Below are 12,885 nucleotides of genomic sequence, written 5' to 3'. Positions count from 1 at the left end.
CGCACTCCACGCGGCCGGCAGGTGTACCGAGCCTGGCGACGGGGCCGGAACTGGGCAGGTTTCGCCGGTTCCAGGCCGCAGACCGCGGTTCTCAAATGCTGCGTTCCGCCCGACGGCAAGCGGGGCATACGACGCGTCGGGCGGGAATGTCGCTGGTGGATTTACCCATTCCCGCCTCTCTGTACATCCCATGCGTCTCCACGTGCAGGTGGCTGGAACACAGGGCCACTCCGCATTCGCGGCACACCGCCACTGCTGTGGTGGAACGGTCGAGAGAGTGGCACTCGTAGCAGTCCATCGCTGACCACATCCCTTTGCCGCCATTGGTTCGCCCTTCCCGGACTTCGGCGGCCATTCGTTGACCCTGTCCTGTTTTTACCCATTCCGGGTGGACTCATTTGGCGAGTCCGCCTGGCGTGGAGGAGTCAGTCGGCGGGCTGGAGGGGACGTGATGAGCCGGCGGCGGCAGCCTCGCGGCCTGGTCACCCGGGCACTGCCCGTGAACGTGACGCCGACCGCTACCACGGCACCTTTGCCATGGCCAAAAAACAGCTCCCGGTCGCCCTGGCCCCCGCCCTCCCGCAATGTCGATCTCCACGGCGGTGCCGCCCTCCGGCCGGGTGACGGATCAGCCGGCGCTGAGCCAGAGAGGTGAGCGCCTGGTCTGTCGGCAGCTGACAGGTCCCGGCTTTGGTGTATGCCTGGTTGCCGGCTAGCTCCCGTGGTCCAGCGCTCTGCCGTACTGCGGGGCGAGGAACGGCGAAGGGGCTGTCATGGATCACGGCGGGAATGTGATTGCTGAGCTGGAGGCCGACCATCGCGAGGTGGAGCAGATCTTCCAGCAGATCGAAGCGCAGCCGATGGGGGACCGGCGGAGGCGGGAGCTGGCGGACGAGCTGACGAGGGAGCTCGTGAGGCATTCGGTTGCCGAGGAGATGCACCTGTACCCGGCGGTGCGCGAGTACGTCGAGGAGGGTGCGATGCTGGCGGACAAGGAACTGGCCGATCACGCCAAGGTCGAGCAGCTGCTCAAGGACCTCGAGGATCTGAACGCGGATGATCCGCGGTTCAACGATCTGGTCGCGAAGCTCAGGCTGGAGGTGGCCTCGCACGTACGTGATGAGGAGAGTCGCCTCTTCCCGAAGCTGGCAGCCTCCTGCACACCGCAGAAGTTGGATGAGCTGGGAGAGTTCGTTCGCCGGTCCAAGGAGACAGCGCCCACTCGCCCCCATCCCTCCATGCCCACGAAACCGCCGGTCGCCAAACTGCTGGCGCCCGGCGTGGGGATGGTGGACCGGATTCGGGATGCACTCAGCGGACGCCGTAGGGAGGAATGACGAGTGCGCGCACGCCCGGGAGCCGCTGGCCGTGGACAAGGCCGGCGGCGGCACCCCGGACGCGCCGGCGCTTACGCGTATACACGTGGAGCCGTCGAGGGCGCGGGCGCTCTTCCTCCCGGCAGCAACTGACCTGCCGTCGGGATCGGCAGGATCTACGACTGGAGTACCAGGCGACCGTCCGCGTAGGGGAGGACCTTGGCGCGAGGCAGATGCACCAGGGCCTCCTCCACCGCCGGAATGCCTTCCTCCCGCGGCACCTTCGCCCGGATGAGCTGGCCGGCCACCTCCATCTCGAGCACGCGCTGCGGCCCGTGGTCCCGGACGCCCCGAAGCCTGGCGGGAAACGTATTGGGCCCGGGTTCCGTGACGACTTTGACGTACTCGGGCCGGATTCCCACCTGGCCCTCGGTGGTGCGCTCCGGAATGTCCCACGCCATGGCCAGGGCCCGGCCCCCAAGGGTGACGTTCCCGTGTGCCCGGTCCACGGTCAAGAAGTTCATTGCCGGTGATCCGATGAAGTACCCGACGTACGTTGACGAAGGGGCCTCGAAAAGCTGCTCCGGAGTGCCCTGCTGCATGGCTCGGCCGTCCTTCATGACCAGCACTTCCTGCGCAATGCTCATTGCTTCGTACTGGTCGTGGGTGACGTAGATGACGGTGGGCCGGAACTGCTCCGTGATCTCACGGATCTTGCGCCGCAGCGAGTGCTTCAGCTGTGGATCGATGACGGTCAGCGGTTCGTCCATCAGGACGGCGGCCACGTCATCGCGGACAAGACCACGGCCGAGCGAGATGAGCTGCTTGTCGTCGGCGGTGAGCCGCCGGGCGGGCTGTCTGAGCCGGTCATCAAGGTCCAGTGCCTCGGCGACCTGATGGACCTTGGCATCGATCCTCGCCTTGTCCCACCGGCGGCACTGCAGGGGGAAGGCGAGGTTCTCGTACACCGTCATCGACTGGTAGATGACGGGAAACTGAAACACCTGGGCGATGTTGCGCGCCTTGGTCGGCAGAGCAGTGACGTCCGCGCCGTCGAAGAGGACTTGGCCCTGTGTCGGCCTGACCAGCCCGGACAGGATGTTCAGCAGTGTGGTCTTGCCGCAGCCCGACGGCCCGACCAGTGCGTAGGTCTTGCCGGCCTCGAAGGTCAGGGCGAGTGGCTTGAGAGCCCACTGCTCCTCTTCGACCCCGTGCGCGTAGCTGTGCCCGACGTCGACGATGTCCAGCTGTGTCATATCAACGCCCTTCCACTGAAGCGAGATCGTATGAAGGCGTCCGCACGAGCGTCCCTTCCTCGTCGAAGGCGAACAAACGCTCGGGACGGAGTCGCAGTTTCACCAGGTCACCGAGAGCGACGTCATGGATGCCCTCGATCTGTATGACGAACGGGGTCTCGCCGACGGCCGCATGGACGAACGTCTCCGACCCGGAGATCTCGACGAAGGTGACCTCGCCCTCGACGCCGGCGGACGCCAGGCCGACGTCCGTCGCGCGCAGGCCGAACTGGTAGGCGCCGTCGGGCAGATCGGCGAGATGTGCGGACGCGTGCGTGGCCTGGAAGCCGGCCACCGTGACCTGACCGCTCTCGATGCGGCCTGTGAAGATGTTCATGGGCGGGTCGTTGATGATGGACGCCACCGTGGTCGTCGCCGGGCGCTCGAAGACCTCCTGCGGAGGACCGATCTGGAGTATCCGTCCCTCGTGCATGACCAGCACCACGTCTCCGAGCATCATCGCCTCGGCGGGCTCGGTGGTCGTGTAGATCACTATGGTGTCGCCCTGGTCGGAGAAGAGGGTCTTGAACTCGTCTCGCAACTGTTCACGCAACTTGTAGTCCAGATTGGCCAGCGGCTCGTCGAGCAGGAGGATGCCCGTGGATCGGGCGAGGGCCCGAGCCAGCGCAACTCGTTGCTGCTGGCCGCCGGAGAGCTGAGACGGCTTGCGCCCCTCGAAGCCGGCAAGGCCGACACGCGCCAGACTCTCCCTGACACGCCGCCGGATCTCGTCTCGTGACAGTCCCGCCCGCTTGAGCGGGAAGGCGACGTTGTCGAACACGTTGAGATGCGGGTAGTTGATGAACTGCTGGTAGACCATGGCGGTGTCGCGCTGCCAGACCGGCGTCTTCAGGAAGTCGGCTCCCTCCCTGGTCAGGGAGCCGGAGTCGACCGCCTGCAGACCGGCCAGTGCCCGCAGCAGCGTGGTCTTTCCCGCCATCGTCCGGCCGATGACGGTGTGGAGCCGTCCCGGCAGGAATACCGCGGTCACCTCCTTGAGGTGATCGACGCCGTCGACGGTCAGGCACAGATCGGTGGCGCTCAGATCAGTGGCACTCAGCTTCATCGGACCGCTCCCGAGAGGTTGCCTTTTGACAGATAGCGCTCGACCCGGAGCGCGAGAAGAACCAGCGGCGTCACACCGAAGAGGGCGGCGGCGGACAGGGTCCACCAGGGCGGGATGGACGAATTGAGGGCGACGACAGCCTGGGGCAGGGTCTGGACCTCGGTGAAGGTCAGCCTGAAGGCGAAGAAGAAGTCGTTCCAGCCGAACACGACACAGAACATCGCGGCCACGGTCAGCCCGGGCAGGGAATTCGGCAGGATCGCACGCATGAAGGTCTGGAACGGGCCGCAGCCGTCGAGCATGGCCATCTCGTCGATCTCACGCGGAATGCCGTTGAAGAAGTCGACCATCACCCAGACCGCGATCGGCAGCAGCAGGGCGACCGTCACGATGACCAGTCCGAGGATGGTGTCCAGCAGGCCCGTCCACTGGAGCAGGTAGAAGAACGGGATCACCAGGACGACAGGCGGCATGATCCGCTGCGACACGAAGAAGAAGACGATGTCGCTGTTCTTGATGAAGCCGAACTTGAAGCGGTATCGGGACAACGCGTAGGCGGCCAGGGACCCGAGGACGAGACTGATGGCCGAGGCGGCGACGGTGACGACGGCGCTGTTGACGAAGGGCTGCATCACATCGACACCCCCGGCTCCGCCGAAGATATTGCGCCACCCGGTGACGGTGGGTTCGTACTGCAGCCACGGCAGGTAGGTGGCGCCCCTCTGGACGCCGTTGACGTCCTTGAAACTGGTCGTCATGGCCCAGAAGAACGGTCCTGCGACGAAGCACGCCCACAGGGCGATCACGGTGTACTTGAATACGGGATAAAGGCGCGACCTCATGAGTCCCCCTTCAGCTTGAAGGCCCTGGCGAGCAGGGCGGCGACGACCGTGAGCGTGACGATCATCAGGACCAGATAGGTCAGGGACATCGCCCCGCTGTACCCCGTCTGCTGATCCCTGAGCCCCTGGATGTAGAGGTAGTAGCCCGGCGTCTCCGTGGAGGAGCCGGGCCCCCCGGAGGTCAGCACGTAGACGCTGTCGGAGAGCTTGGACGCCTCGATCAGCCGGATGATGATTGCCGCGACCGACACCGGCGCCATGAGCGGGAAGGTCACCTTCCGGAAGGTGCGCCAGGCGTCCGCCCCGTCGATGGCCGCGGCCATGAACGGTTCCTTGGGAAGGCTCAACAGGCCGGCCAGCAGCAGCAGGAACATGAACGGGGTCCACTGCCAGACCTCGACGGTCATCAGCGCGACCAGCGCCGGACCGGACTCGGTGAGCCAGGCGACCTTGGTCAGGCCGAGCATCCCGAGCAGATCGTTCACCGGCCCCAGCGACTCGTGGAAGATCATTTGCCAAATGGCGGCCATGATCACGGGAGTGGTCATCATGGGGACGAGGAACAGCACCCGCCAGAGACGACGGCCGCGTGTCTCACGCCAGACGAGCAGGGCCATCCCGAATCCGATCACGTACTGGATCAGGACTGTGCCGCCCGCCAGCAGGACCAGGCGCATGATCGAGGCCCAGAATCGGCTGTCGTGCAGCATCGTGGCGTAGTTGGCCGCTCCGATGAAGTCCAACTGAGGGTTGCTCACGTTCCAGCCGGAAAAGCTGACACGAATGGTGAACAGAAGCGGAAAGATAATGATGAGTGCGAGCGTGAGCAGTCCTGGGAGGAGGAACATGCTCTTGTGCCGGCGCAGAGCTTCCATGGTTGTCCTTGCGGAAGTGGGCGGGCGCCCCCGGGTGGTCGACCGACCAGGTCAGCCGTCACCCGGGGCGTCCCGCGATCAGGTCAGTTGTCCTCGAGTGCGACCACGTGTCGATAGGCGCTCTGGACCTTGTCCTTGCCGATCTGGTCGGTGATCCTGTCCCACTCCGCGGCCACGTCGTCCAGCGCGCGCTGCGGAGACTTCTGTCCCGCGAGAGCCGCGGCGACGCCGTCGGCCAGTGCGGACATGTACCCGTTGACACCCGGTACGCGCAGGTCGAAGACGCGGTTGATGCTCGACTCCATGCCCGAGAGCGTCTCGACGTACGACTCGGCGACGTCCTTGTCCCAGCCCTGCTGCTCCCAGAATTCAGCGTTGAAGTGCGCGTGGCGGTAGGGGTTGACACCGAAACGACCGATGGTCAGGTCCAGGGCGGTGTTGGCCTCGTTGCTGAAGAAGCACAGATAGTCGAAGGCCATGTTCTGGTTACGCGCACCCTTGGCCACCGCGGAGGTCCAGCCCCAGGTGAAGTAGGGAGCCTGGTTGGGCTTCTTGTCCCACTTCTTCGTGGTGCGGTTGTAGACCTCCTCGGATCCCGGCAACTTCGCCGCCCGGATCTTGTTGCGGATCTGGCCATCCGGCTGCTGGCCCTGGATGAAGGCGTCGTCCCACGAATAGGACATCACGCTCTGGCCACCGCCGAAGGACAGGATTTCGTCCCCCAGACCGAAGTTGGCGCCGCCCGGTGCCCAGGTCGACTTGGCCTTCACCATGTCCTCGAGGGCGCGCACGTAACCGGGCGTGTTGATCAGCGGCTTCATGGTCTCGAGGTCGAAGAACAGGCCGCCTTCGACGTCCGGGTGCTTCACGTACGGCGCCGCACGGCTGATGAACGCCGAGAATGTCAGGTCGTCACGCTTGGTCACCTCGGCACTGCCGAAGTTCGGCTTGCCGTCACCGTCGACGTCCTTGCCGCTGAAGAACTCGGCGACCTCCTGGTATTCGGCCCACGTCCTGGGAGTCCGGAGGTCCTTGCCCGTGGCCGCCTTGTACGCCGCCTGCCGCTTCGGGTCCTCGAGGACGTCCGTCCGGACCTTGAGATAGTGCCTGTCACCGTCGACCGGGTACTGCACGACCTTCCCGTCCCAGGTCGCCACGTCCATGTAGGCCTTGGTGACGTCCTTCATGCCGGGAGTGTCCAGATACTTCTTCGGCACCGGGGCCAGATAGGGGGCCATGTCACCGATCCACAAGGAGGGGTAGAACATGACGTCGTACGCCGGCTGGCCCGCTTGCAGGGGCGTGAGGATCTTCTGGTGCAGCTCCCCGAAGGGGACGTTGACCACCTGCACCTTCGCCCCGGTGATCTCCTCGAACTGCCGGGCGTGCAGCTGGGTCGGCTCGCCGATGACGGGGACGGCATGGCTGATGATCTTCAGCGTCTGTCCGGAGTAGTCCTTACGGCTGATGGACTCATAGCTGCACGGTCCCGGGACGTCCTTGACCTTCGTCGCCGGGTACGCCTTGCTGTACGCCTTGTAGCTGATCTCCGAGCCCGGCTTGAACATCGCGGGCTTGTCGGGCTTGTTCTCCACCGGGCCCTGGCCGGTGCAGGCAGTCGCGGAGAGGGCCACGGCGATCGCGGCGGCGACCACGCCCTTGTACGAACTCTTAACCATGGGAGTGCTCCTTCGACCGTCAGGGAATCAAGATCGCTCTGCCGCGTACGGCACCGGCGGACAAGTCGTCGAGGGCGTCCTGGAAGGACGCCAGGGGGTACCGCTGGGTGTGCAGGCCGACCTTGCCCTGGGCTGCCAGCACCATCAGCTCGGACAGGTCGTTGTAGGAGCCCACGAGGTTGCCGATGAAGTTGATCTCGGTGGAGATCACGTCGATCGTCGGAACGTCGAGCCGGCCGCCGTAGCCGATCACGTAGTAGTTGCCGTTGCGGCGCAGGCAGGCCACGCCCGTCTCGACGGCACCCCCCTCGCCGACGAAGTCCAGAACCGCCTCGGCCCCGTGCCCTCCGGTGAGTTCCCGCACGCGCTCGGTCTCACTGCCGTCGGCGACCAGCGTGTGTTCGGCTCCGAGCTCCTTGGCGAGGGCGAGGGCATCCGCGCTCCGGTCGATCACGATGATCTCGACCGGAGAGAGAGCCCGGAGCACTTGAATACCGATGTGTCCGAGACCCCCGGCGCCGATCACCACGGCCCGGTCACCCGGTCGCAGGGTCCGGGCCGCCTTGGCGACAGCGTGGTACGCCGTGAGCCCGGCATCGGCCAGAGCGGCCACCGAGGTCGGCTCGAGGGACGGGTCGAGCGCCACGACCGAGCGGGCGGTGGTCTTCAGGTACTCGGCATAGCCCCCGTCGGCGTCGATCCCCGGGAAGGCCGAGCTCATGCAGTGCACGTCGTCGCCGGCCCGGCAGGCCCGGCACAGACCGCAGGTCACGAGCGGGTGCAGGATGACCGGGTCGCCGACCTTGACGTTGGTGACGGCCTGCCCCACCTCCTGCACCCAGCCGGCGTTCTCATGGCCGATGGTGTAGGGCAGGACGACTCCGCTCTTGGCGGCCCACTGTCCTTCGAGAATGTGGAGATCGGTGCGGCAGACTCCCGCCCCTCCCACCTTCACGATCACATCCAGCGGACCGGTGATCTGCGGGTCCGGCACATCCACGAGGACTGGCGGCTCGTCGTACTCGATGACCTGCACGGCTTTCATGGCGCTCCCTGCGAATCGGCGGTGGACGGTGCGCCGATTACACAGGCCGCTGCTCGCAGGCCGATGTCTCAGAAACGGTCCGCGGATGTCTCAATGTGATACACGCCATAGGCGCGGCGTCATCGAGCTGTTCCAATCAGTCCATCGAGGGATGACGCGCGTGATACGGAAGTGTTAAATGCCCCGACGGCAGCCCGGTAGCTCGCTGACAGCAGCCAGAGAGCTGTACATGGAAGTCACCAAGGATCCGAGCGCCCGCCCGCTCGTGGTCGCTTCGTGGCAGCGCTCGATCGAGTACGAGGTGAAGTCGAGCCGTATCAACGCTCCGTACCTCGAGAATCCCAATCTGGACAGCCCGCTCGCCAGGGCGGCGCTGCCGATCGTGAACGCGCTGCACGAGCAGCTCGCCGACGACCCGGTGTCCACGATGATCACGGACCGCGACGGCGTGGTGCTGTCCCGAAAACTCTCCCACGAGGGTCTGACGACGCGGCTCAACCGAGTACAACTGGCCCCGGGCCACGTGTTCGCCGAGCGCTATGTGGGCACCAACGGCATCGGGACCGCGTTGGCCAGCGGCCGTCCGGTCATGATCGCCGGAAGCCAGCACTACGTCGAGGAGCTGCGCGACTTCCACTGCGCGGCCGTGCCGATCCTGCATCCCGTCCGGCGCACGCTGCTGGGAGCCTTCAACCTGACCACGCTCCGTCAGGGCTCCGCCGGCATGCTCATGGCCCTGGCCCGCTCCGTCGCGGGCCAGATCGAAGGTGAGATCGCCGCAATCAGCTCGCGACGGGAGCGGGCCCTGTTCCAGGACTACATGGACGCCTGCTCCTCGGTGCGCCCGGGACCTGTCCTGGCCCTCAACCCTGAAGTCGTCATGATGAACGAGCAGTTGAGATCAGCCGTGACAGGACCGGATCACTACGCGCTGCTCGACCACGCGCGGGAGATCGCCGCCGATGCCCGGTTCGAAGGGACACGGAGTATCGCCCTCCCCTCCGGACGAGTCGCCGAGCTGCGGGTCAGCCGAAGTCGGCGCGAGGACAGCGACGCGGGCGCCATCTTCCGGGTTCGGGTCATCGGACGCCCCCAGCCCGGACCGGTCCTTTCCACCGGTCCCGGACGATCGGGCCTGGGGTTGGTGGGTTCCTCCCCGCAGTGGCTGCGCGCGGTCGCCGAAACCGAGGCGGCGGTCGTCGCCGGATCCTGGCTTCATCTCGTGGGCGAGGCCGGTGCCGGCAAGCGGACGCTGGTCCATGCCGTCCACCGAGCCCACAGTGCCGGGCGTCGGCTCGAGATGGTGGAAGCGCCCCTGTCGGAGTCACCGCACGCCACCGAGCACTGGCTGCGCGATGTCCGCGAGCTGCGGGCCAGGCCGTCGACGGTGGTCGTACTGCGCGACGTCCACCTGCTGGGCGCTCAGCTGCGCCGGCAGGTGACAAGCCTGCTGACGCACCCCGACGGGACCGCCCACGGGCAGCTGATCATGACCAGCCAACCGTCCATGGTCACGCCCGATGACGAGCTCGACCGCCTGTGTGGCGCCTCGGTGGAGGTGCCGCCGCTGCGTCATCGCTATGGCGACATCGAGCACCTGGTTCGGTACTTCCTGCTCAAATATCGGCCAGGCGGAGAGAGCGGCTGTTCCCCGGACGCATTGGCGATGCTGGAGCGCTGCGCCTGGCCGGAAAATGTCCGGCAGTTGGAGTCGGTGATCCGCGGCCTCGCACGGCGCCCGCTGGCCGGGACGATCCACGTGGACGATCTCCCGCCGGAATGCCGGGTGTCGTCCCACAAGGTCCTGACCACCATCGAAGCGCTGGAACGGGATGCCATTCTGCGGGGCCTGGTGGAGCGCAACTCCAACGTCCAACGCACCGCACAGGACCTCGGCATCTCCCGCGCCACCATGTACCGCAAGATGCGCCGTTACGGGATCGTCCCGTCGAGCCTCACCTAGGGCCTGTGTGACGTCGTGATCAATCTTGCCGATCCGGATTCGTCTGGAAGCCGGATCCGGTAGGAAGACGATCGTGACGCGCAGGCAACTCACCGACGAGCAGTGGAAGTTGATCGAGCCGTTCCTGCCGATAGGCGAGTACGGCCCGTACCCCGAGCGGCTGCGTGAGCAGTTCGAGGGGGTGATCTGGCGGTTCCGCACCAGCAGTCAGTGGCGGGAGATGCCGGGCGAGTTCGGCCCGTGGCCGACGGTCTACGGCCGCTTCCGGGTCTGGAGGGACGCCGGCGTCTTCACCGCGCTGCTGGAAGGCGTGATCGCTGAGGCCGCCCGCCAGGGGCAGACGGACTTGTCCCTGGTCAGCGTGGACTCCACCACCGCCCGCGCCCACCACGACGCCGCCGGGATGTGCATCGGCAAGGAGGTCATGGAGGCCCTCGAGGAAGCCGCCGCCGACCAGGAACGGGCCCGGCAAAAGGGGGCGGCCCGCCGGAACAGAACGGACAGGACGGAAGTGACGCCCCCGGCCAGGACGAGCGGCGGCACATCAGGCGACGGCGCAAGCTCCGCTTGAAGGAAGCCCTGCTCGGCAGGTCCCGTGGCGGGTTGACCAGCAAGGTTCATCTCGCCGCTGACCGCAAGTGCCGTCCCTTGTCGTTCGTCCTGACCGCAGGACAGGCCGCCGACAGCCCGCAGTTCGTCCCCGTGCTGCAGAAGGTGCGGGTCCGTCTACCGGTCGGCCGTCCCCGGACCCGGCCTGACGCTGTCGCCGCGGACAGGGCCTACTCATCCCGCGCCAACCGCTCCTACCTGCGGAAACGCAACATCAAGGCAGTCATCCCGGAGAAGAAGGACCAGGCCGCCAACCGAAAGAAGAAAGGCAGCCGGGGCGGCCGGCCCACACGCCACGACGCCGAACTCTACAAGGGGCGGAACACCGTCGAGCGCCTGATCAACAAGCTGAAAGCCTGGCGGGGCATCGCGACTCGATACGACAAGACACCCGAGAGCTACCTCGCCGGCCTCCACCTCCGCGCCTCCATGATCTGGATCAACGACCTGCTGAAGGCAACTGATTGATCACGACGTCACACAGGCCCTAGGACCTGTCCGGACGATCACGTTCGCAGCCAGATAGCGAGGGCTGCTGCTGTGGCGGTGCCGAGGAAGATGTAGCCGCGCTTGTCGTAGCGAGTGGCGACCGCCCGGTGCTGCTTCAAGCGGTTGATCGCTCGTTCGACGGTGTTGCGCTTCTTGTACCGCTCTTCGTCGACGCCGGGCGGTCGTCCGCCGCGAGAGCCTTTGCGTAGGCGGGCAGCCTGGCTGTCGGTCTTCGCCGGGATCGTGTGGCGGATACTGGGCGCCGCAGATAGTCCCGGCAGGGCCCGTTGCTTGCTTGCTCGTGAACCCACCGCGCGAGCGGCCCAAGCCTTCACCTCCATCACCACCTTCACCAGGCGGGCGACGAGGCTCTGCCACGGCGTCTCGCCCGGGTGTTCTTCCTCCCCGTTGACCACCTGCCGGTGATCCCGCGACCGGCCGCAACGACCGTTGCTGACCGGCAGGAACGGCCGCAGCCGTTCCCACTCTGCATCCGTCAGGTCACCCCGCTCCACGACTTGGAACAGAGCAGTCACATGGGCAGTTCGACATCCTCACGTCGATGCCTTTGACCTGGAGAGGAAGACCCGCCGCTGGGGCCACTCGATCTCCGTGACGACGACGGCGATCTCCTCTCCGGCCTCGAAGTCCTCTGACGGGCCATCGGCAGGCCGGCCGTGGACCTCTCTGAAGGGGACCAGCCCAACGACGCCGTCCGCAATGTGGACGAAGACGCCGACGGGAAGCACCCTGTCAACCGTCCCGCGCAGTTCCTGGCCCACCACGGTGCGGTCCGCGAAAGCCTGGAAGGGGTCGGGCTGCAGCGCCTTCAACGACAGCCTGGCCTCGGCGTTGAAGGTGTCGAACTGAAGGAACTCACACGAGACACGCTGGCCGATCTCGACGACATCGGTGGGTGTGTCGATGTGCCGCCAGGACAGTTCGGGGATCACGATGAACCCGACGCCGGGCAATGTCGGATGGTCGGGGCCGTCGTCCAGGGCCACGAAGACCCCGAACCGTTCGATCGCCGCGACGGTGCCGGACAGGATCTCGCCGCGGTGCAGTGACTCCAGGAACGCCCAGAGTTCCGGGCTCTCAGACTGCCAATCCATGTCGGCCACCCTTGCACACGGCGCCGTGTGCAAGCCATGTCCCCCGGTAGCAGCCAGTCCAGCCGAACCACTGCCCGCAGCCACACGCTGCCCCAACCGCCAACTCTTTGATCGCCCGGACAGTCCCTAGCTGCTGCTGCGGAGCGGGCAGACCGGCCGAGCGGCGCGGGTGGCGGCTGCAGGAGAAGAGGTGGTCCAGAGCCGTCCAGCGGCTGATCGTGACGGCATGTCGTGCGAGGCGGGGGGTAGGCGCGAGCCAACCCCCGATCCGCAGCGGCCCTGCCTGAAGGAGGCTCTCCCCATGCTGATGGCTCACCCTGTCGTCCTGCGCAACCTGCTCGAACAGTACGACGCGCTGCGTGTGCTGCGCGCTGAGAAGGGGTCGTCCCAGGCGCGACAGCGCATGGACGATCTGGCCTACACGCTGTGCGTCTCGACCGGCACGAGCGACGTCGCCACCGCTCTCGTCGCAGCCCGCCACCGTCTCCCCGGGGCCCGCCCCGAGGACGACTCCGTGCTCGGCTCGACCGTGCCCTGTTGAGCCGGGCCGGCCACTTGCGTGGCGAGGATCGAAAGGTCCCGGACAAGAGA

11 protein-coding genes and 2 pseudogenes are annotated in these 12,885 nt (G+C 66.4%); 4 read left to right on the top strand and 9 right to left on the bottom strand.

What is annotated here, in order from left to right; translation table 11 throughout:
* Nucleotides 1-91: 91 nt before the first annotated feature.
* Complete coding sequence (locus tag ACWD0A_RS12490; RefSeq protein ID WP_307717600.1) at nucleotides 92-298, bottom strand: DUF2180 family protein; 207 nt, start codon at nucleotides 296-298, stop codon at nucleotides 92-94.
* 475 nt (nucleotides 299-773) lie between these two features.
* On the opposite strand from ACWD0A_RS12490, the gene ACWD0A_RS12485 reads away from it, so the two are divergent.
* Complete coding sequence (locus ACWD0A_RS12485; protein ID WP_451297273.1) at nucleotides 774-1,337, top strand: hemerythrin domain-containing protein; 564 nt, start codon at nucleotides 774-776, stop codon at nucleotides 1,335-1,337.
* Between the two features lie 155 nt (nucleotides 1,338-1,492).
* Here ACWD0A_RS12485 and ACWD0A_RS12480 read toward each other — a convergent pair whose 3' ends face one another.
* The 6 genes from ACWD0A_RS12480 to ACWD0A_RS12455 form a co-directional block, all read right to left on the bottom strand.
* A complete protein-coding gene (locus ACWD0A_RS12480) occupies nucleotides 1,493-2,572 on the bottom strand; it encodes an ABC transporter ATP-binding protein (RefSeq protein ID WP_451297271.1) in 1,080 nt (359 codons plus the stop codon).
* A gap of 1 nt (nucleotide 2,573) precedes the next feature.
* Complete coding sequence (locus ACWD0A_RS12475) at nucleotides 2,574-3,677, bottom strand: ABC transporter ATP-binding protein (RefSeq protein ID WP_451297269.1); 1,104 nt, start codon at nucleotides 3,675-3,677, stop codon at nucleotides 2,574-2,576.
* Nucleotides 3,674-4,519, bottom strand: coding sequence for a carbohydrate ABC transporter permease (locus ACWD0A_RS12470; protein ID WP_451297267.1), 846 nt, complete (start codon nucleotides 4,517-4,519; stop codon nucleotides 3,674-3,676). The genes ACWD0A_RS12475 and ACWD0A_RS12470 overlap by 4 nt, the downstream gene beginning before the upstream one ends.
* Nucleotides 4,516-5,277 (bottom strand): carbohydrate ABC transporter permease, encoded by a 762-nt coding sequence (locus ACWD0A_RS12465; protein ID WP_451297265.1) that lies wholly within the window; start codon nucleotides 5,275-5,277, stop codon nucleotides 4,516-4,518. Before ACWD0A_RS12465 ends, ACWD0A_RS12470 begins: the two co-directional genes overlap by 4 nt.
* A gap of 200 nt (nucleotides 5,278-5,477) precedes the next feature.
* Nucleotides 5,478-7,073: an extracellular solute-binding protein gene (locus tag ACWD0A_RS12460; RefSeq protein ID WP_451297263.1), complete on the bottom strand. Its 1,596-nt coding sequence runs from the start codon at nucleotides 7,071-7,073 to the stop codon at nucleotides 5,478-5,480.
* A 19-nt stretch (nucleotides 7,074-7,092) separates the two neighbouring features.
* A complete protein-coding gene (locus ACWD0A_RS12455) occupies nucleotides 7,093-8,118 on the bottom strand; it encodes an NAD(P)-dependent alcohol dehydrogenase (RefSeq protein WP_451297261.1) in 1,026 nt (341 codons plus the stop codon).
* Nucleotides 8,119-8,347: 229 nt separating this feature from the next.
* On the opposite strand from ACWD0A_RS12455, the gene ACWD0A_RS12450 reads away from it, so the two are divergent.
* Together ACWD0A_RS12450 and ACWD0A_RS12445 are read left to right on the top strand one after the other, a co-directional pair.
* The gene (locus tag ACWD0A_RS12450; protein WP_451297259.1) at nucleotides 8,348-10,081 is read left to right on the top strand and encodes a sigma-54-dependent Fis family transcriptional regulator; all 1,734 of its coding nucleotides are present in this window, start codon (nucleotides 8,348-8,350) and stop codon (nucleotides 10,079-10,081) included.
* Nucleotides 10,082-10,154: 73 nt separating this feature from the next.
* A pseudogene (locus ACWD0A_RS12445) lies at nucleotides 10,155-11,158 on the top strand (IS5 family transposase).
* 38 nt (nucleotides 11,159-11,196) lie between these two features.
* Here ACWD0A_RS12445 and ACWD0A_RS12440 read toward each other — a convergent pair.
* A pseudogene (locus ACWD0A_RS12440) lies at nucleotides 11,197-11,433 on the bottom strand (IS5/IS1182 family transposase); the annotation flags it as partial.
* A 300-nt stretch (nucleotides 11,434-11,733) separates the two neighbouring features.
* The gene (locus ACWD0A_RS12435; protein ID WP_451297549.1) at nucleotides 11,734-12,294 is read right to left on the bottom strand and encodes a S1 RNA-binding domain-containing protein; all 561 of its coding nucleotides are present in this window, start codon (nucleotides 12,292-12,294) and stop codon (nucleotides 11,734-11,736) included.
* 301 nt (nucleotides 12,295-12,595) lie between these two features.
* Between ACWD0A_RS12435 and ACWD0A_RS12430 the strand changes: the two genes are divergently transcribed.
* Nucleotides 12,596-12,835 carry a DUF5133 domain-containing protein gene (locus ACWD0A_RS12430; RefSeq protein ID WP_451297257.1) on the top strand — a complete coding sequence of 80 codons (240 nt, stop codon included), beginning with the start codon at nucleotides 12,596-12,598 and terminating at the stop codon, nucleotides 12,833-12,835.
* Nucleotides 12,836-12,885: the final 50 nt, after the last annotated feature.

It is taken from the genome of Streptomyces sp. NPDC002867 (assembly GCF_053591895.1).
The sequence above is the reverse complement of the archived record's forward strand: the minus strand, read 5'-3'. Positions and strand labels throughout refer to the sequence as shown.